This window comes from Enhygromyxa salina (genome assembly GCF_000737335.2).
Classification (GTDB): Bacteria; Myxococcota_A; Polyangia; order Nannocystales; family Nannocystaceae; genus Plesiocystis; species Plesiocystis salina_C.
Genome location: NZ_JMCC02000140.1, coordinates 1 through 19790 on the forward strand (window position 1 = coordinate 1; position 19790 = coordinate 19790).

Here is a 19790-nt window from a genome sequence, read left to right on the forward strand (position 1 = left end):
CGGAACCCACGCCCGGCTGGAGCGCCACCGAGCCGCCGCGGACCGCCTCGGGCGCGCCCGCCTCGGCGCCGATCTCGTCGGCGCCCACCGAAGACGAGTTCGTCGATGGTGGATTTGGCGCGGAGTTCGACGACGACGAGTTCGACGACGAGCCCAGCCTCGACGACGCGCAGATCCACGTCGCCGCCCAGTCAGGCCGGCACCGCAAGCGTCGGCGCGGGTCCGACCCCGATCTGGATCGCAAGTTGGCCCGCGATCTGAACCAAGATCTGGGCCAAGATCTGGGCCGCGAAGCAGCGGCGCCCAGCGAGCTCCCGGGCCCTGCGCCCAAGGCCGCGCCGCCCAAAGACGACCTCGACGACGACTTCGACGACGACGACGACGACGACGACTTCGACGACGACTTCGACGACGACGACGACGACGATGACGCGAGCCTCTCGGCTGGTGACCTCGGCGCGAGCATGGGTGGCATGACGGCCGCGGCCCCGCCACGCAAGCTGCCGTGGGTGCCGATCGCCGCCGTCGCGGGTGGCCTGGTCTTGGTCCTCGCGTTCGCGTTTCGCGACACCCTGCTGGGCCCCGGCGATCCCGATGAGGCCCCCCCAGACGACGCCGGCGAGATCGCCGACGTCGAGACGCCCGAGCCCAAGCCGGAACCCAAGCCCGAGCCCAAGCCCGAGCCCGAGCCCGAGCCTCCCGCGATCGACCCGACCGTGCTCGAAGAAAAGATCGCCGAAGCCACCAGCTTGGTGAACCGGCAAAAGTACGACGACGCCGGGGTGATCATCGAAGAGATCCTGGCCAAGGTCCCCAACGAGGCCCGCGCGCTCTCGCTGCTGGCCCAGACCCAGCTCGAGAACAACAAGCTCGAAGAGGCGCTGACCACCGCCAACACCTGCGTCGAGGCCGACCCGAGCCAGCCGTTTTGCTGGATCACCGTGGCCACCGTCGAGCAAGCCAACGACAACCTGCCGCGCGCGCTCGAGGCCTACCTCAAGTACCTCGAAGTCGAGCCCGAGGGGCGCCACGCCAAGAGCGCCAAGAAGCAAGTCACGCGACTTGGCGGCAAGCTCGAGGGCTGATCTAGACCCAGAGCGGACGCAGGGTCCGCCTGGGCAGTTGATCGCACCCATGCCGCGATCACGCTGAAGCGAGGGGTCGCCTCGGCCATCGGCCGGCGCGTCCCCGGCTGTTCAGGCCTCGAGCTGTTCGAGCTGCTCTTCGAGCTCCATCGAGGCCAGCTCCCAGCGACCGCTGAGCTCTTCGAGCTTCGCGGCCGCGGCCTGGTACTCGTCGAGCAGCACCCCGCGTCGCTCGGCGTCTTCGTAGACGGCCGGATCCGCGAGCTCGACAGAGCGCTGTTTTTGAGCCTGCTCGAGCTCGTTGATGCGGGCTTCGAGCTCCGTGACTTGCCGCTGCAGCGGCTTGAGCCGCTTGTTTCGCTGGGCCCGCTCCTCGGCCTCCTTGCGCTTGCGCTCGCGCTCGGCCGCTCGATCGCGCTTGGCCCCGCCGCCCGCGTCGTCCGAGCCAGCCGCTGGCGCGCCCTTGGTCTCGACCTTTGAGACGGCCTGCTTCGACGACGCATCGGCAGACTGCGGCTGCTTGGTTGGCCCGGCCTTGCCGTCGGCGACCGCCTCGAGCGCCTCGCCCCGCTCGCGGGCACTCGCGAGGTACTCGTCCAAGGTGCCTGGGTAGATCTCCACGGTCCCGTCGTGGACGTTCCAGATCTTGGTCGCCAGCTTGCGCACGAAGCTGCGGTTGTGGCTGACGAACAGCACGGTCCCGTCGTAGGTGCTCAGCGACTCCGCGAGGCTCTCGCTCGACTCGAGATCCAAGTGGTTGGTCGGCTCGTCCATCAGCAACAGGTTGCCCGGCTTGATCAGCAGCTTGGCCAGGGCCACGCGAGCCCGCTCGCCGCCCGAGAGCACCGCGATCTTCTTGTCGACGTCGTCGCCCGAGTACAAGAACGCGCCAAGGATCGAGCGAACCCGCGTCTGGCCCGCGTGCGGGTCTTGCTGGGCGACCTCTTCGAACACGGTGAGCTCGCGGTGCAGCGACTCCGCGTGGTGCTGGGCGTAGTAGCCCGGCGTGACCTTGTGGCCGATCTCGAGCTCGCCAGCGTCGTGGCTGATCTCGCCGGCGATCATGCGCAGCAGCGTGGTCTTGCCGGCGCCGTTGATCCCAATGATGCCGATCTTGTCGCCGCGGCTGACGCTCAGATCCAAGCCCGGAAACACCACGTGGTCGCCCCGCTCCGGGGTTGAGTAGGCCTTCTTCAGACCCCGGATCTTCACGACCTCGTGACCGGCCCGATCACAGGGCGGAAACGTGAAGCGCATGACCCTGCGCTTCTCGAACAGCACGACATCGTCGAGCTTGGCGAGCGCCTTGACCCGGCTCTGGACCGCCTTGGCCTTGTTGGCTTGGGCCCGAAACCGATCGATGAACTGCTCCGCCTTCTCGCGCTCGCGCCCGAGGTTGCGGGCCTTGTTCTCGAGGATGATCTCTTCTTCTTCGCGCTGGCGCTGATACGCCTGGTAGTTGCCCCGGTACTGGCGGACGCCCTCTGGCTCGAAGGTGACCACGCGATCGATCTGCTCGTCGAGGAACTCGCGGTCGTGGCAGATCAGCAAGAAGCTGCGCCGGTACTTTTGCAAGAAGTCGCCGAACCACGCGACAGACGGCATGTCGAGGTGGTTGGTTGGCTCGTCGAGCAGCATCAGGTCGGGGCGCTGAAACAGCAACGAGCCCAGCACCGCGCGCATCTTCCAGCCGCCGCTGAGCTCCCCAAGGTCGCGCTGGTGGTCGCTGGGCGCGAACCCCAAGCCCGAGAGGATCTTCAGCGCCTCGTGCTCCGAGTAGTGCATCTCGAAGTGGGTCGCGCGCTCGTGCAGCTCGGCGAGGCGCGTGGCGAGCTCCATCAGCTCCTCGTCGTCGATCGGGCGGGCGTCGGACTCGACCTCGGCCTGCACCGCGGCCAGCTCGGCCTCCGTCTGCTCGATCCGGGCGCCGAGCAGCTCGCGGCCCGGCACGCTGGCGAGCACGAATTCGATCAACGAGCGGCCGCCCTCGACCGCGATGTCCTGGGGCAGCCAGCCGATCTCGAGGCCACGCGCGCTCGTGATGCGACCGCTGTCGGGCTTCATGTCGCCGGAGAGCAGCTTGAGCAGCGTTGACTTGCCCGAGCCATTCGAGCCGATCAAGCCGATCCGCTCACCGTCGCCGATGCGTAGATCGAGCTCGTTGACGATGGTCTTCTGGCCGAAGCCAAGCGAAACTTTCTCGAAGACGACGAGGCTCACGGCCGCGGTTGATAGCACACTCGCTCAGCCCGCGTGGATCGTCGCCCACGGTGGACTTCGCTGCCCACCGTGAACCGGTCCACCAAGGTGTCCGCAAGCGGGTGAGAAGCCCTCGCCCGCGCTGAAACCAAACGCCGGCGCCGCGCGCCGATCTCCGGGCGCGCGACCTCCACGCTCCACGCGTTCCCGGGCCTGCACGCGAACGCTCGACCGCCCAGCCCGGCTCCCGCTCACGGAGGAGGTGGCGCGAGCGGGGGAGCCGCCGGTCCAGCCAAAGTCAGCCAGCACGCTGGGGGCTGAGCGACCTTGCGATCGGCGCTCTGCGTACTAACGCTTCCCGGGCAGGGCAGCCCCCTCCCACGGCATCTCCATGCCAACGACGGAGGTCAGCCTGTGCGCGCGCAACAGCCCTGGGATTCGATCTTGATGGAAGGTGAGACCAAAGTCTCGCTTTGCGTTCATCGAGGCCTTCATCGTTTGTTCGCGGGTCGAGTCCACGAAATTCTCGAAGCCTGCCCCACCCGAGAGCTCGATGTAGTGACACGGCTGATCTGTCTCGTTCCAGAAGCAATGCTGGACATTGCGCGGCTTGGCCACATACGCGCCTTGCTTGGCCGTGAATCGAGTCCCCCCCGCCCCGCCGACCTCGAATTCCAGCTCGCCCTCGATCACGAACACCGCCTGATCTTCGTGGGTGTGAGTGTGTGGCGCGAGCAACTGGTGGGCCTCCACGGTCGCCTGCATGATCGAAAAGTCGCCACCCAGCTGGCCGGAGCGGATCTTGACGATTGTACCGTTGATGTCTTCCCGAGCGGACGAGCAAATGGCTGCGTCGGCTCAGTGGCCACCACCACGGGACCTGGCACGACCTCGGGCCGCGCCTTGACTGCGGGCGGTCTAGCGGCCGTCCTCGTCTACCTACGCGGACTCCGGCCAGCAAGCTTACCTCCATCCACTCCGGTTGGCGTGGGCTGCGAGCACGCCGTGATACCGCAACATGTGAAGACGCCGTGGCGGGATCAGGGCACACAGCCGCGCGATGAGATCTAGCGGAGCGAGCAAGACTGCATGCACGCCATTCTTCCACGCGTGCCGAAAGTTGTAACGGCATCGGCCGTCGGCCGTCGTCTCGAGGCGATCCTGGGCGACGGGCGCCCCCCATCTCAACATGTTCGAACATGCGTCGATTATATACAAGTCATATATTCAGATCAATGGATTGATGAACTATTGGAGTTTTGGATTTTCGTTCGAGTAGTTCGAGTCCCGGCTCGTTGGTTCCAACCTGATTTCCTACAGATCTGGGCGCCACCTGGGCCCGCGGCGCGGACCGCCTGAGGAGATCGGGCGAGGGGTCACGGCTCGCGCGCCGGTTGACGTACAGTCTGTGAATGACGATTCCATTGTGGTCAACGGCCCTCATGTCCGCCCCGCTCATCCTCTGTGCCTGCAGCGCCAACAACCCGATGGACAAAGTGACCGGCACAGCCAATGGCAGCGAGACTAACGGTGAAACGACGGGTAAAACCGACGGGAATGGCACCGGCGATGGCACCGGCGATTCGACAGCTAGCGATGGCGATGAGTCACCGCCAGACAACTGTGGAGATGGAGTCTTCGACGAGGACGCCGGTGAGGAGTGCGATCTGGGCGCCAGCAACTCTGACAACGGTTCATGCACCTCGATGTGCAAACTCGCTACCTGCGGTGATGGGCTCATTCATATTGGTGAGGAGGAGTGCGACGACGCGAACGACGACCAGAGTGATGAATGTACCAGTTTGTGCAAGGGACCCAGTTGCGATGACGGCATCGTTAGCGGCGTCGAGAGCGACGTCGACTGCGGCCCCGGCTGCGAGCCGTGTCAACTCGGCCAGTCCTGCCTGAGCAACAACGACTGCGAGACGGCCGGCTGCATCGACGAAACGTGTCGCTACGCCTACAGCTGTGCCGAGCTCCACAGCATCGGCCAGGGTCTCGGTGACGGACGCTACTGGATCGACCCTGACGGCCCCCAGGGATCGTCCGCCTTCGAGGTGCACTGCGAGATGGATCTCGCAGGCGGTGGCTGGACCCTGGTGCTGATCTCGAGCGACGATGGCCAAGACACGTGGACTTGGGACAACCGTGCGTGGTTGGGTGCAGACGTGACAATCGTTGGCACGCTCGACGAGATCGATCACGATTTCAAGTCTCGAGCATACAACGAACTGCCATTCGCAGATCTATTGTTCACACACGCGCCATCGACGATCTGGGCTCAGTACGACGATGTCGGTGACGGCGGCGACCTCGGCAACTTCGTCGCCGCGATCGACGTTCCGGATTGCAATCCAGACCTGGGCGGCAACGGGTTCAAGATGACTGATGGCACATTGATGAGCAGCGAATTCGAACAAAACCCGATGCTCTGCGATACCGATCTATATTTCAACGTTGGGGACCATGAGTGGGAGTATTTTGACGGCTGTCCAGATCTAGGCTCGAGCTACAACAACGCAGCCTATGGTCCGGTGTGGAACGCTGGTCGCAATCATGGCTGCGACTTCGACGATCCCGGCTACGCGACCCTCGGCCCGATGAATCCATGTGGAGAGTGTGGTGACGCAGCCGCGATTGAGTACACAGTGATGGGATTCGGCGAACCGCTTGCCATCAACACCGGCGCAGCTGGCGCGGCTGGCAATTTCATGCGGGTCTACGTTCGCTGACAATTGGCGAGCGCCCAGGCGCTCAGCCAGGCGCCGGCCGGTACCGTTCCTGCTCGCTGGGCTCTTCGCCCGCCAAGAACTGCGGCCGCGGGTGGTACTACTCCTGCAGCGAGACCGCCGGCAACACCCGCCCATGCACACGCACCGACTCGATCGCATAGGCCCCCGCGTACGCCCAGATATCGTCGTAAAATACGGAATATGCTGAACCAGCGCGGTCCGCCGAATCGACAACGAGTCGCGGATTGCCTGCTCGCCCGAGCTGGTATTAATCACCAGCGCGACATCGCCATTCACCATTCGGTCGACGATATGCGGCCGGGCCTGGAGGACCTTGTTGACGGTCTCACACTCCAGGCCAGCAGCCCGCAGCGGGGCCGCGGTCCCGCGTGTCGCCAGCAGCAAGAACCCCATGCGCCGCAGATGCTTCGCCACGGGGATCACCGCTTGTTTCTCCAGATCACCCACGCTGACAAACACCACCCCAGACTGGGGCAGGTTCACCCCAGCCCGGTCATGCCGGCATGAAATGCCGCCCCGAAGTCTTTGCGATACCCATGACCTCGCCGGTGCTGCGCATCTCAGGTGACAGCAATATGTCGAGGCCGGGGAATTTCATGGACGGAAATACAGGCACTCGGTCGCTTCGCCGACGAACGACAAGCGTATCTGCGTCGGCTCAGTGCTACGCGGACTCCGGCCAGCGAGCTTGCCTCCTTCCGCTCCGGTTGGCGTGGGCTGCGAGCACGCCGTGATACCGCAACATGTGAAAACGCCGTGGCGGGATCAGGGCACACAGCCGCGCGATGAGATCGAGCGGAGCGAGCGCATCTCCCAACAGCTGCCGGTCGGCGACCGAGGCCCCGTAACATGACGCCAAGGCCGGCTGCTCCTGCGCGAGCAGATCGGGCGCGTCCTCGCAAGCGAGCTCGTCGAGCGAGCGGCCGTGACGTTCGAGCACATGACCGAGTCGCGCGTGGGTCCACCTAGCGACTTCGGTGACCTCTTCGTGGGTGGGGCGCCGAGCGAGTGGAAACGCAGCTCGCCGTCGTCCCGCGGTCGGTGTGCGCCGCGGATGACGGATGTCGACGGCAGCTTCGAGATCCGCCGGCTGTCGGCCGGGCAGTTCACGCTCGAAGCTCGGGTTCGCGGCGGCGGTGAGGCGGTCCTGTCCAGGGTAGCGATCGGCGACGACGTCGAGTTCGTCGTGCGTGACACCGGCTCGTTGCAAGGCAGCGCGCACTATCGCAGTGACGCGTCGTCCCCGGACTTGCTCGTCGTCGAGCTCGTGCGCACGGACGCGTCGACGTGAGGTGTTCCTGCGGACGCGCGGCGAATGGTCGATCGCGGGGCTGCCGGTCGGTCGCTACCAGGTCCGCATCAAGGCCAGCCAAGGCGCGGGTGCGGTCGAGGCCGAGGTTGGCGCGGGGCGCAACGACGCAGGCGACGTGCCGCTCGACGATCTGACTCAGCTGGTCGGTCGCGCGGTGCGACTCGAGACCGGCGAGCCGCTCGCCGACTTTCGCGTCGTCGCGACCGCGCTCGATGCTCAGCCCCGCAGCCGTTGCGTCCACGACGACGCGCGCAACGTCAGCGACGCGAGCGGGCGCTTGCTGATCTCCGATCCGCCGACCGGGCGGGTCACCCTGCACGTCATTCCGAACAACCTCCACGCGCGCCCGCCCGACCTCACCGAGGCCCACCTGAGCGTGACCGTGAACCCGGGCGCTCCGCTCGACCTCGGCGACCTTGGCGTGCCGACGCGCCGACTGAGCCCCGATCAGCAAGCGGCGTCGTTCGGGTTTCGCCGGGTTCGTTGGGACCACGTCGCGGATCAAGCCGATCAGGTCGCGCGGGTCATCCGTGTGGAGACCGGAGGCGCAGCCGCGGCGGCGGCGTTGGAGGTCGGTGACGTGATCACGACAATCGACGGCTACGACGTCGTGGGGCGCCGCTACATCCTCCAGTACCTGCTCGTGGCGCCGGTTGGGACGTCGGTCGTGTTGGACACCGAGCACGCGCCGGGGCTGGTGTTGGTCGGGCGCTGAGATGGGTGACACAGACTCGCGTGTGCTCGCGCAGCGACGGCTCGTGGTCGTGACGTCAAAGCGGCCGACCAAACTTGGAGCAGACGGTCCACATCTGGCGAGCTCGGCCCGTTTAGACATGCGACAGACAAGCGCCTGGACCTTTTGCTGGCTGTGAAACGAAGCGAAGCGCGTGGGCCCGAGCTCACGCGCCTCGGCGCCCAGCGTGTCAGGCGACCTTGACAATGTAGGCCAAGACATAAAACTTTGGCCGGTTGTCGTGTTTTGCCACGAGGGTCACGTCTCGGTCGCCATCGACGACTTGCTCGGCTGGTGACGCGGGCAACCGCCCAACCCGACCGCCGAACGAGGCGTTCGAGTGCCCGTGGTCGCCGTCCGTCTCGGTCCGGTAGCTCCGGTGTACATTCGACGTCTCGCGGCCCTTGGGTCGGTAGGTCGAATTACCGTCGCCGTCGCCTTGAATGCGGTGGTTATGTGCCCCGCCCCCTGCAACGTGAAGATCGCCCTTGCTGTGACTGTGGCCCGCGACGACGTGGGTGTGCTCGATCGTGTCCACGCCGCCGCCGAACCCGGCGCTGTTGCCCCCCTGACTCAGGTTCCCCACCCGCTTATACTCGTCGTGGCCGGGGTCGTAGCCAACGACGAAGCGCCCGCGAAGGTCGGGCGTTTGGTGGATCCCGACCTTCTCGCCGTTGCACAGCGCCCAGCCGTTGGGAATCGTCGACCCCGACCACATTGCGATGGTCCCCAGCGGGACGACCTGCCGTTGAAGCTCGGCGATCTTGTCACTCATTTGCTTGATCTGCATGTTCTCTCCGATCAGATTTGGCAGCTGGAAGTCCAACGAATAGGGGGTGGGGACGGTGTACGGATCCCCGCTGCGACACTTTCGCGCAACATCGGGGATCTGTTCGACGAGCGTCGTGACGGCCTTCCAGGCCCGCTCGAGATTATTGCGCAGCACCGCCCGACGGTGCGGCAGCGTCGGGTCATCAATGCTGTCAAAGCCCTCGAGCTTGACGCCCTCACCAACCTCGAGCCGGCCGAGGTTGGTCATCATGTACGTCAGATCCCCGCGCAACTGGATCATGTCGAGATACATGCGGCCGAGCAGCTCGATGTCGTTGTGACGCTGAGTGGTCTCCTCGGGCGATGGATCACGTTCGAAGTTCTCGAACATCACGGTTTTGTAGTCTTTGTAGATCCCGCGAAATACGACCGATCGCGCGCGGACTTGCTCGGGGAAGTTCACGACCGCCTGGATCATCTGATCGATGTCCGTGGGGTTGCTGCCTTCACCGCCTTCGCGAAACACCTCGATCCTCTTGGATAGATTCTCCGACACAGCTCGCATGCGCTGGGCAACGCTGGCGTCGGCCGACGCCCCCCAGCCCGAGCCGGACACCTGCGCCGCGATCTCTCGCTGCTTGTCGGAGGTCGTCGACGCGATGTCAATGACCCCATAGTAGGCCCCGCCCGAGACCTCGCCGACCAGGAACTCGGTGCCGAAGCGCTCGTGAAACTCCGCGCGCTTGGCCGTCTTGACCCACGCGTTGACGCTGGGTTTGGGCCGCACGTCCGCGAGCACTTGAATCGGGTTGGTGACGTGACACTTCACGATCACGTAGGTGTGGTAGCTGTTGAAATTGCTGCTGGTGACGTACTTGGCCCGCGCCGACGCCGAGAACACGCCAGAGTAGGTGCCCGCGGCCGAGACATCGAGGGCGTTGGACAGCTCGCGCACGTTGGTGACCACCTCGAGCTCAAACTCGACAGTCTGGCCCTCGCCGCCAGAGGTCACCACGCCAGCGTGGTCGATCGCGTCGCCGCGAAGCTGGCCAAGCACCGGATCGGCGCCCATGCCAAGCGTGAGCCCGGGAATTAGATCGCGCAGCATGGTTTCAACTCCTTCTTGCGGCCGACGGAGCGCCGGGCAATTTCGTGAATGGTGGCTGGTTGTGCATCTGGGACATCTCCAAATGCGTAAATGAATGCGTGGATTCGTTGTAAGTGGGCCATGGTGAACTCCGCAACGCGAGATGCGGGAAAGCGCTCGATCGTGACCACAAAGTGCGTTCACTCGAGGTGCTCGGGATAAACTAGATGACATCTTGCGGCCTGCCATCGCGATTGCCCCTCGCTGGAATGGGGTCAATCCCTCATGCCAGCGGCGGCCCGTCGGGTCACGCGCATGGCTCGAGCAGCAACTCGCGGCCATGAGGTGATCACCCTACCCCGGCCAAGGACAAACACCGGGTGCCGCAGTCTCCGACTGCGACCACCTTGTCCACGTGGGCTGAGCCAGGCCCTCGCCCGAGCTGAAAGCACACGACACCATGCGCTTCTCCAAAACATTTCGCGACGATTCAATTCGAGAATTCGGAAACCTGGCGAACAAGCACCAAGCCCAAATGCAGCGGAGCTCCGTGCGCCTGACGAATCGCAGGTTCACTGCATCGGGAGTCTTGGTCCGCGACCGCGATGGCGTGGCCGGGATCATCACCGCGAAGCACAATCTGTGGATGAACGAGCGTAGTCGCAATGATAAGTTTCCAGAGCCCGCCACGTGGGACGACGCCAAAGCCAATGAGATGGTTGAGAATTTTCTGATCGACCTCCACGTGGGGTACAACGCCACGCTGGGTGGCCTGCCCGCGAGCACAGAGCCTCTGGATCCAAATAAGGGTGATATCGAGTTCAGGAGCGACGGCAATGACGATTGGAGCTACGATCTCATGTTCATCGCCTTCAAGGAAGATCTGAGCATCCGCGATTGGATGAACGACAGGCGGAGTCCTGCGGGGATCGACTACGACACGCGGAAGGATCGTAGCGTCAACGATCACTTTTACGCGAGGCAGATGCTGGGTCGACAGGTGTTTATTACCGGCTTCGGCGACCAACTCAACCACGCCGGACGCGGGACGGGCGGGCTGAGCAACTCACTTCAGGTTCGCGCTGCCAATGTGGCTGCAAACGCCACAACCGCGCTGCGCATGGAGCCCAGCGAGGTCTACGAGCAGGTGTTACCGATCAACGCCAGTGACAATTCCAGCACCGCACCGGGGGACTCGGGGGGCCCGGTGTTCACCATTGATAACAGGCGGCTACTGCTCGTGGGCGCGACGTTAGGCGCCAATTTCGCGGCCAGGAGGCTCATGGGTGGTAGCCCGATCGTCAACAACGCCGCGACCTTCATTGTCCGGCAGGGCAGGCTGTTCTGAGCTGTTCTGAGCTGTTCTGAGCTGTTCTGAGCTGTTCTGAGCTGACGGTGCTCCACGGCTCACGCGCCTCGGCGCCTCGTGATCTCGCGCCAGACCCTGCGCTCGAGCGATTGCGTCGACACGTCGCGCGACCAACGCGCTGCGCTCCGCTGGCTGGAAAGTTGCTAGATTGGGCGCCATGCGACGACTCGGGCTCTTCCTCTGTGTCCTGCCGCTGGCCTGTGGCGCCCGCCCCGACCACCAGCCGGAGCCTCCGGCCAAGTCCGCGCCCACGCCGGCCTCGAAGCCAGCAGACGTAGACGACAAGGCCGTCAACGACGAGGCCGCTGACACCTCGGCCCCCGACTGCATCTCGGCCTCGAATTTGCCGCCCGGGAGCGTCCCCAAGTCCGTCGCGCAGTGGGCCACGCTGGATCTCGACCTCCTCGCGGCCGCGCTGCCCGTCGATCCTCGCGACCCCGGCCTCGCGCACACCGAGACCTCGCAGTGGACGCGCGGCCAGGCGGGCCACCCCTCGCCCCTCGTGATGCGGGCGATCGAGCCGCCCGGCACGGACTCGCGCATCGTGACCATCACCGACTTGCAGGACGTGTGTCACTGCCGCGAGGGGATGGGCCGGCGCCGCCACGACGCCGCGATCGCAACGGGCGACACCTCGGAGACCATCGATGGACACCTCGTCGCGGTCAAGACCACGGAGGGCGTGGTCGATCTGCGGGTGTGGATCGCCGATCGCTGCGAACTGCTGATCCGCGCGACGACGCGCGGGGGAGCCGACGCCCTCCTGGGGGCCACGGACATGGCCGCGCTGAAGTCGACCTGCGCCGCCCGAGACGCCAAGGGCTCGGGCTAGCAGGCTCGCCCAAGGTGGCAGGATCGAGCCGTTGGACCTGTGTCGCTGCTAGCCGATTCTTCGTCTTGTGCCCTACGACAACCTGCGCCGTGCCGTGCCGTGCCGCGCTCGGTCGAGGGCCAGACCCTCACGGCAAAGCTACGAGACCACGATGCGTACTACCGGTTCACCGGAAACGCGCCTCGCCCCCACGCTCAGTCAGCAACCCAAGCCTCGAGCTCCGCGAGGTCCCCCGCCGCCCGAACACCCCCAGCCGCAAAGTCCCCCCGCGCCCCATCAACCAGCACACCAACCCGCTCCCCCATCCCCGCGGCATCCAACGCCTGCGCCAGCGCAAACCGTGCAAGCCCGCGATCAATCGGATCCGCATCCTCAGTCTCCAGCAACAACACCGCGCTCTCCAGCAACCCCACCGCCTCATCCACCCGCCCAAGCTCCAGCATCGCCCGCCCAAGCCCAAGCTTCGACAGCGCCAGATCAGGGTGATCCCCCCCAAGCGTAGCCACGCGAATCTCGATCGCCCGCCCATAGCTAACCACCGCCTGATCAACCTCCCCAATCGCCCGCTGCTGATCCCCCCGCATGGTCAGCGCCCGCGCAACCAACTGGTGATCCGCCCCCACGCTCTGCTCGAGGATCTCAATCGCCGAGACCAGCTCCGCCCCCGCCTCGTCGGGTCGCTTGGCCAGCAGCAAGATCCCCCCAAGGTTCATCTTGCTCAGCCCAACGTTCGGGTGCCCCTCGCCATTGGCCGCGCTCAAGATCGCAATCACCCGCCGAAACATCTGCGCCGCCTCGTCAAACTGCGCGAGCCGTTCATGCACGAGCGCGAGATTACTGAGCGGAAACGCGGCCTGGGGGTGGGTCGGCCCGTAGGCCCGCTCGGTGATCTTCAAGGCCCGGCCAAACAGCGCGCCGGCTTGCTCGTACTCGCCAGTGCGCAGGTGGATCCCGCCAAGCACGTTAATCGGGTTGGCCAGCGAGGGGTGCTCGGCGCCGTCGAGCTCGGCCCCAAGCTCGAGCGCGATCTGGATCTGCTCGCGGGCAGCGTCGAAGTGGTTGGCCGCGAATTCGACCATGCCGATCTGCTCAGCCAGCTCCGCGCGCCGCCGCTTGCTCGGGCTTGGCGTTCGATCCAGCAGCGCCTGCGCCAGCTTGGCCCAGCGCATGCCGCCGTCGTAATCGCTGTCCGTGTAGCCAACCAGATCGGTGAGCTGCTCGAGCGCGTGCCCAGCCACGTCGTCATCCCGCGCCGCGATCGCGCTGATCGCCGCGCGCTCGAGGGTGGTCTTGGCCTCGTCGTGCTTGCCGTTGGCCTCGAGCAGCAGGCCGTGGCGCAGGTCGAACTCGGCCAGCAGCGGCGGGTAGTCAACCGCCTCCGCGTCAGCGCGCAGCGCTTCGACCTGCGCGAGGGCGGGCTCGGGTTGACCCGCAAACCCCTGGGTGCGCGCGGCGGCCAAGCCCTCGCGCACGCGGGCCAGCGCAGCGACGCGCTCGGGATCCGTCGGCGGAGCCGCGACCGCCCGCAGGCCCGCGGCGTCGTCACAGGTCTCGAGCTTGGGCAGCGACGAGACCAGCTCGACGCCCTTGCCGAGCAGCGCTTCGTCGCCCGCGCCGATCAGCGTGACGACCGGCGCGAGCTCGTCGAGCTTGCGCGCATAGCAGGCCATGCGCAGATCCATCAGCTCGGCCGACTGCGCCGCGTCGATCAGCGTGGCGGCGCAGGCTTGCGTGCGCCCAGCCGTGAAGCGCTGGCCCCAGGCGTTGAGTTGGCGCTCGACCTCCGCGCCAACCGGCTTGGCCCACGGCTTGTCGAGCGCTGCGTAACCACTCGTGATCGCAGCCCGAGCCGACTCGCCCCAGACCTGCTCGAGCGCCGCCTGGGCGCCCTGACACTTGGGCGCGTCCACGACGGGCTCCGGGGTCCGCGTCAGGCCAAACGCAGCGGCGCCCGCGAACACCAGCAGCGCTGCGCCACCCACCAAGCGCCGACGCCGACCCTCGCGCGGATCCACGGCCAGCGCATCCAGCAGCGCGTCCATGCTTGGCCACCGCGCGGCGGCGTCGTGGCTGAGCCCGCGCGAGATGATCGGCCACAGCCAGCTGGGCACCGTGGAGGTGCTTGGCGGAGGCAGCAGCTCTTGGTTGATGACGGCGTGGACGATCGTCGCGAGCGTGTCGCCCGCGAACGGCCGCCGTCCCCACAGGCCCTCGTACAGCGCCACGCAAAAGCTGAACTGATCGCTGCTGGGTCCGACCGCCTCGCCACGGTGCTGCTCGGGCGACATATAGGCGGGCGTGCCCATGACCGAGCCCGCCCGCGTGAGCTTGACGCTGAGCTTGCTGTTGCCGAGCAGGCGCATGTCGACGCTGTCTTCTTCGTCCGGATCAACGACCGCAGTGATCAGGCTGTCCGCCATGTCCGACTCGCCCGAGGCTGGGCCCGCGGGCAGCTGCGACAGTTGATCCGTCGGCGCCCCGCCGCCGTCGAGGCTCTTCGCCAGGCCAAAGTCGAGCACCTGCACCCGCCGCGGCTCGGTGTCGCAGACGAGCACGTTGTCGGGCTTGAAGTCGCGATGGATGATCGCGTGACCGTGGGCATAGGCGAGCCCGCGCCCGGCGGCGATGAACACTTCTACGACCTCGCGCCACCCGTGGGGCTGCTGCATCCACGCGCTCAACGGCGCGCCCGGGACGTGGTCCATGACGATATAGGCCTGGTCGGCGACAGTGCCGCTGTCGAACACCGGGACCACGTTGGGGTGCGAGAGCCTGGCCATCGCCTGCGCCTCGCGAACTAAGCGATCGCGGGCCCGGGGCGAGGCGCTCGAGTGCAGCAGCTTGATCGCTACTTTGCGATCGAGCTGGGGATCGTAGGCGGTGTAGACCACCCCCATCCCGCCTTGCCCGAGCACGCCAAGCACCACGTAGCGCCCAAGCCGATCGGGCTGGGTTGGGGCTCCCGCTCGAGTCGCTGGCGGGCCGGCCGTGCCTGCGTGCCCGGTCGGGGCGTTCAGATCTCGGCAGATCGTCGCGCCCGTCGCATCGGCCAGCTGGGTGTCATCTGTGCCACCGGTGGCCTCGTGCGCCAGGCCGGCAGACGTCGCTTCAATGGTCAGGTCGTCGGTCAAGACACAAATGGTATGGCACACAGACGCTGCGTTTGAGGCGCGCGCCGTGACAACACGCGACGCCGCGACCGCGGTGCGCATCGGCCCGATCCACGGCCAGTGTTTCCACTCGTGTTGCGCTGGACACAGCACCCCCTATGATCGAACTCGAATGAGCGACGTCGCCGATCCTCGCGGCTCCCGCGAAGCGCCCCCGACATCCGGTGATGCTGGGTTGTCGGGGCTCGATCCAGGCATGTTGGAGCGGCTGCGGCGGGGCTTCCCGCTGCGCATGGATCGGCAGGGCAACTTCAGCTTCGAGGGCGATCCGATCACGCACCCCGGCATCGTTCGGCTGTTTCGCAACAGCCTCGACGCAACCGAGACCGGCGAGGTCACGCTTGGGCTCGAGGGCAAGTGGGTCTACCTGAAGCTCGCGGATCTCCCGCTTCGTGCGCTTCGCGTCGATCGTGCCAGCGCAGACGACAATGCGCCGCAGCTGCTGCTCGACGATGGCCGCCGCGTACCGCTGAACCCGCAGACGCTGTGCGAAGAGCCGGGCGCCGGGCTGCGCTGCAGCGTGCCCGCGCGCGGCAGCGGTCGGCCGCTCGGGGTTCGATTGAGCAACACCGCCGCGATCGATCTCAGCGCGTGGTTCGTCGATGACCCCAACGATGATCGCCCGCAGCTCGAAGTGAACGGGCGCCGCTGGCCGATCCCCGAGACGCCTCCAGATCGGGCTGAGCTAAGGCGGCGTCAGGCGGCGGACATGACGGTGTCCGCAGACGTCCTCGATCGCGAGGATCGCGTCCCCCACCCGCCCCGGTAATTCCGCGACGAGCGACAGCCCAGCCCGGTCGCGCACCGCCACGAACATCGGCTCGGTCGGCGTCGCGGCGGCGGCGATCGACCAGCCAAGCAGGCGCTCGGCGAAGCCGCGTGAACGCAGCGACTCGGGCAGGTGCTCGGGTCGGTGCAGGTGGACGTCGAGCAGCTCGATCCGCGTGCGGGCGTGCTCGAGCTCGGTGACCTCGAGCCGCAGCTCGGGCCGCTCGAACACCGCCACGCCGCCTTCGACCCACGCCGTCGCCCGCACGCTGGACTCGAACAGACCGCGAGAGACTTGAACCGGGATCAGCTTCGGGCCGCGAAGCTCGGCGCGCTTGGGATCCGTGCTGGCAAGCTCGAGCTCCTCGGCTGCCCACTCGAACGCCAACAGCTCGACCGCGGCGAGCTCGCGCTCGCGCGCGGCCGCCAACAGCTGCTCGATCCTGGCGACGGTGACCGGCTCACCGGGCAGCCCAAGCGCCAGGCCAACGTCCCCGCGCCGAGCGATGAACGGAGCGGGACCTTCCCCAGACCCACCCAGTTGCTCGAGCATCCAGCCTTGGACCACCCCAGGCTCGAGGTCTTGCAGCTGCAGCGCCTGCTCGCGGTGATCGACCTCGAGCAGCGCAAACCCAACCTTGGCGGCGATCAAGCGATTGCGGGCGATCTGCACGGCCGCGTCGGCGTGGTCACAGACCACGAAAGCCCGCCCCAGCTCGGCCGCGACCACGCCGGTGGTCCCCGAGCCCGCGAACAGATCCGCGACCACGTCGCCGGGGTTGCTCGACGCCGCGATGATCCGCCGCAGCAAGGACTCGTTCTTTTGCGTGGCCCAGCCGGTCTTCTCGCGCGAGAAGCTCTTGATCTGGATCGAGTCGAGCGACTCACGACCGCTGAGCTCGAGCTCCCCTGCCCCGGCGTTCCACACGTCTTCGATCGCCACCCCCGGGGCCTTGGCGGCCGTGCCCGCGCGGCGCTCGTAGCTGGCTGGATGGGGCACCCAGGTCTTGTTGAAGGTGAACTCGCGCGGATCCTTGGTGTAGAAAAAGATCAGATCGTGGTTGCGGATCCAGTTGCGGGCCATCGTCTTGAAGCCCGAGATCCAGCCGATCCGCCAGACGATCTCGCGCTGAAAACAGCCCGGACCAAACACCTCGTCGAGCAGCAGCTTGACCGCGTGACCAACGGTTGGATCAACGTGGACGTACAAGCTGCCGGTTGGCGACAGCAGCTTGTGGATCAGCCGCAGGCGCGGATCCAGCATGCGCAAGAACCCCGCCAGGCCGCCGTCCCAGGCGTCGTCGAAGGCCGGCAGCCGCAGCTGGGCGTCGGTGCCCTCGCGCTTGTCGCCAATCCGCCGCAGCAGGGCAAAGCGGTTGCCGGTCGCGAAGGGCGGATCGATGTAGACCAGATCAACGCTGTGCGGCTCGCGGCGGACCAGGGCCTCGAGCGCAAGCAGGTTGTCCCCGCGGATCAGGCGGTTGGCTGGCGAGGCTTCGGGCGCCGCGGTCCCGATCCGCTCGCGCTCGAGCAGCTCGGCCCCGTGATCCAGCAGCGGCGCGCGGACACCATCAACGTACTTGCCTGGCCAGCACAGCTCGACGCGATCGTCGTCGCCCATGCCGCAGCCTCACTCGCCGGGCGCGGCCGCTGGCTCGGGCGGGCGGGCGCGCACGGCCTCGGGGGTCAGGCCCTCGGGCCCAAGCTCCGGGTTTGACAGGCTGCGCACGTAGCCAACCAAGAGGTTGAGCTCGGGCTCGGAGAACTGATTGCCGAACGCGGGCATCATCTTCTCTTGCCCAGGCGCGACCATGGCCGGCCGACCTTGCATGATCGCGGCGCGGATCTGCATGTCGCCCAGCGACTCGACGTAGCTGCGGTTGGTCAGGTCGCGGGCCGTTGGCGAAGCCTTGGTGGGGCGCCCGTCCACACCGTGGCAGCGGGCGCACTGCTGCTCGTAGGTCTGCCGGCCCGACATGGGCTGCTCGGGACCCGCGGCGTCCTTGCAGCCGGCGAGGAGCAACAAGAGCCCCACCGCCCGCAGCGTTGGCCAACCACAGCGGCTTCGCGACGACGGCATCATTGGCCCGCTCGCAGCCAGATCTGAACGCGTTTTCCGGTGTCCATTGGGGCGCACGACGTGCGGAAAATCTATGGGTGAGCCTCGCACGCAGGCGCATGATTGCGCAGCAGCGGCGCACGTCAAGGCCGGCGCTAGACTAGAGCGCCGATCAGTTTGGAGTCGCGGCGTCAGGTGCGTCTGGGGCCGTTCCTGCCTAGGAGGGAGGCCGAAGCTGTATCCGGCATACTGCGAGCGCCGAGTCGACAACGGCAGGAGCGGCCCCAGATGTGCCTGGCGTCGTGAATTCAAACTGGTCGGCGCTCTAGGGAGCGCTGCGCGAGGGCCCAACCAAGCCGCGCCGCACCGACACTGCGGGGTTGTCTGGGGCCGCTGAAGACGCTGGGGTCGACTCGGGCGCGGGCGCGGGCGCGGGCGCGGTCCCGGGATCCGCCGCTTCCGTGGCTTCCGCAGGCACCGGCACGATCGGTGCGGGCGGCGGCGACTCGACGGCTGGCGGCGGCTTGGGCCGAAACTCGGGCGTGAACAGCTCCTGCTGGTCGAGGATGATGAAGCCCTCTTCGTCGATCAGCACCCCTGGAGGCGGCCGGTAGGCGCCCTCCGCATCGGAGATGCCCAGGCGCAGCGCGAGGCTGTCGTTGTACACGTCGATCGCGCCCTCGTAGCCCTTGCGAGCCTGGTTGAACACCACGCCCGTGGCGATCCCGAACGCGAGCGTACCCAGCCCACCCCCCAGCAACACGCCACTGGTGCCAGACAAGCGCGAGAGATCCAGCCCTTCGCGGGCCGAAGAGGCGATGCCGCCCACCAGCACGATCGCGCTGGCCACCACGAAGCCGGTGAGCACCCGCGCGGCGCGGATCTTTTTCTCGGGCAGCGCGGCGGCGGAATTGCGATCCGAGCGAAGGATCAGATCCAGCGACTGCCAGCCACGCGGCCGCGCGCCGAGTTGGTTGCCCTTGGTGTAGCGGACCCCGCGTGCGTCACCTTTGCGGATGATCGCGTTCTCGTCGTAGGCGAGCTCGCGCTCCGTTCGATCTTCGAGCTGCTCGAGCGCTTCTATGTCCGTGGGGTGTAGCTGCGGCGTGAGACCCATGCAGCCCGACGCGCCCGTAACGGACACGAGCGAGAGCGACAGCGACAACGCGAGTGCAGGCGCCCGTACGGGGCGGCGAATTCTCCAGGGCGGACGCATGGCGGTGCGCGAAGGTACCACGTCTGTCAGCGAAGCAGGCGATAGCGCCGCTTGGCACCCGACTCGTCCTCTACGACGCTGAGCAGCGCCGACTGACACGAGCGGGCCGAGCGGGCCGAGCGGGGCTCGTGACGAGGATCGATGCGCACGGGTGAGCTTGGCGCAGCCGCAGCCGCAGCCGCAGCCGCAGCCGCAGCCGGTTGGGTTGCGGGAGGCTCGGGGGCGGCGCGCTGCACCTCCGAACCACCGCCAAGCTTGCGCTCGAGGCGGGCGATCCGCCGTGGGCACGCCAAGCGCGAAGCCCGAGCGACGCGCAGGGCCTCTGCGAAGTCCCGCGCGTGATGCTCGAGGTGTTTCGCCCAGGCGTCGCTGCTGATCGGACAGCTCGGTCGAGGCTCTCGCCCGCTTGCGGGCGCCTCGGCGTACTGGACGTTGG

Annotated in this window: 16 protein-coding genes and 2 pseudogenes; 7 read left to right on the forward strand and 11 right to left on the reverse strand. The window is 66.8% G+C overall.

The window, feature by feature from the left end; all coding sequences use genetic code 11:
* Positions 1 to 1085, forward strand: a 1085-nt coding sequence (locus tag DB30_RS41935; RefSeq protein ID WP_146662256.1) for a tetratricopeptide repeat protein, incomplete at its 5' end; no start/stop codon positions are given.
* Between the two features lie 111 nt (positions 1086 to 1196).
* Here DB30_RS41935 and DB30_RS36690 read toward each other — a convergent pair.
* From DB30_RS36690 to DB30_RS43295, 3 genes are all read right to left on the reverse strand, one after another.
* Positions 1197 to 3305, reverse strand: a complete 2109-nt coding sequence (locus DB30_RS36690; protein WP_052558037.1) for an ATP-binding cassette domain-containing protein — start codon at positions 3303 to 3305, stop codon at positions 1197 to 1199.
* Positions 3306 to 3632: 327 nt separating this feature from the next.
* On the reverse strand, positions 3633 to 4049 hold the full coding sequence (locus DB30_RS36695; RefSeq protein ID WP_052558039.1) for a cupin domain-containing protein: 417 nt from the start codon (positions 4047 to 4049) through the stop codon (positions 3633 to 3635).
* 198 nt (positions 4050 to 4247) lie between these two features.
* Positions 4248 to 4475, reverse strand: a complete 228-nt coding sequence (locus DB30_RS43295; RefSeq protein WP_146662258.1) for a transposase — start codon at positions 4473 to 4475, stop codon at positions 4248 to 4250.
* 251 nt (positions 4476 to 4726) lie between these two features.
* Here DB30_RS43295 and DB30_RS36705 point away from each other — a divergent pair, with 251 nt between their 5' ends.
* Entirely contained in the window at positions 4727 to 6016 is a 1290-nt protein-coding gene (locus DB30_RS36705; RefSeq protein ID WP_165704109.1) for a fibrinogen-like YCDxxxxGGGW domain-containing protein, read from the forward strand.
* A gap of 246 nt (positions 6017 to 6262) precedes the next feature.
* On the opposite strand, the pseudogene DB30_RS43300 reads toward DB30_RS36705, so the two are convergent.
* Together DB30_RS43300 and DB30_RS36715 are read right to left on the reverse strand one after the other, a co-directional pair.
* Positions 6263 to 6430 (reverse strand): annotated as a pseudogene (locus tag DB30_RS43300) (hypothetical protein); the annotation flags it as partial.
* Positions 6431 to 6701: 271 nt separating this feature from the next.
* Positions 6702 to 6977: a transposase gene (locus tag DB30_RS36715; protein ID WP_052558046.1), complete on the reverse strand. Its 276-nt coding sequence runs from the start codon at positions 6975 to 6977 to the stop codon at positions 6702 to 6704.
* On the opposite strand from DB30_RS36715, the gene DB30_RS36720 reads away from it, so the two are divergent.
* Together DB30_RS36720 and DB30_RS36725 are read left to right on the forward strand one after the other, a co-directional pair.
* Entirely contained in the window at positions 6978 to 7328 is a 351-nt protein-coding gene (locus tag DB30_RS36720) for a hypothetical protein (protein WP_052558048.1), read from the forward strand.
* A 1-nt stretch (position 7329) separates the two neighbouring features.
* Positions 7330 to 8064, forward strand: a complete 735-nt coding sequence (locus DB30_RS36725) for a PDZ domain-containing protein (RefSeq protein WP_052558050.1) — start codon at positions 7330 to 7332, stop codon at positions 8062 to 8064.
* A 208-nt stretch (positions 8065 to 8272) separates the two neighbouring features.
* On the opposite strand, the gene DB30_RS41940 is transcribed toward DB30_RS36725, so the two are convergent.
* On the reverse strand, positions 8273 to 9961 hold the full coding sequence (locus tag DB30_RS41940) for a tail fiber protein (protein WP_205633146.1): 1689 nt from the start codon (positions 9959 to 9961) through the stop codon (positions 8273 to 8275).
* A gap of 439 nt (positions 9962 to 10400) precedes the next feature.
* Here DB30_RS41940 and DB30_RS36735 point away from each other — a divergent pair, with 439 nt between their 5' ends.
* Together DB30_RS36735 and DB30_RS36740 are read left to right on the forward strand one after the other, a co-directional pair.
* Positions 10401 to 11288, forward strand: coding sequence for a trypsin-like serine protease (locus tag DB30_RS36735; RefSeq protein ID WP_146662266.1), 888 nt, complete (start codon positions 10401 to 10403; stop codon positions 11286 to 11288).
* 178 nt (positions 11289 to 11466) lie between these two features.
* A complete protein-coding gene (locus DB30_RS36740) occupies positions 11467 to 12141 on the forward strand; it encodes a hypothetical protein (RefSeq protein WP_052558056.1) in 675 nt (224 codons plus the stop codon).
* Positions 12142 to 12335: 194 nt separating this feature from the next.
* Here the strand turns inward: DB30_RS36740 and DB30_RS36745 are convergent, their stop codons facing one another.
* Entirely contained in the window at positions 12336 to 15272 is a 2937-nt protein-coding gene (locus DB30_RS36745) for a protein kinase domain-containing protein (RefSeq protein WP_165704111.1), read from the reverse strand.
* Between the two features lie 151 nt (positions 15273 to 15423).
* Here DB30_RS36745 and DB30_RS36750 point away from each other — a divergent pair, with 151 nt between their 5' ends.
* Positions 15424 to 16080: a hypothetical protein gene (locus DB30_RS36750; RefSeq protein WP_052558060.1), complete on the forward strand. Its 657-nt coding sequence runs from the start codon at positions 15424 to 15426 to the stop codon at positions 16078 to 16080.
* Here DB30_RS36750 and DB30_RS36755 read toward each other — a convergent pair.
* From DB30_RS36755 to DB30_RS36770, 4 genes and pseudogenes are all read right to left on the reverse strand, one after another.
* A complete protein-coding gene (locus DB30_RS36755) occupies positions 15997 to 17700 on the reverse strand; it encodes a DNA methyltransferase (RefSeq protein ID WP_052558062.1) in 1704 nt (567 codons plus the stop codon). The genes DB30_RS36750 and DB30_RS36755 overlap by 84 nt on opposite strands.
* Before the next feature lie 9 nt (positions 17701 to 17709).
* A complete protein-coding gene (locus tag DB30_RS36760) occupies positions 17710 to 18159 on the reverse strand; it encodes a c-type cytochrome (protein ID WP_165704112.1) in 450 nt (149 codons plus the stop codon).
* Positions 18160 to 18463: 304 nt separating this feature from the next.
* Positions 18464 to 19282, reverse strand: coding sequence for a hypothetical protein (locus DB30_RS36765; protein WP_146662271.1), 819 nt, complete (start codon positions 19280 to 19282; stop codon positions 18464 to 18466).
* 98 nt (positions 19283 to 19380) lie between these two features.
* Positions 19381 to 19790: pseudogene (locus DB30_RS36770) on the reverse strand (hypothetical protein); the annotation flags it as partial.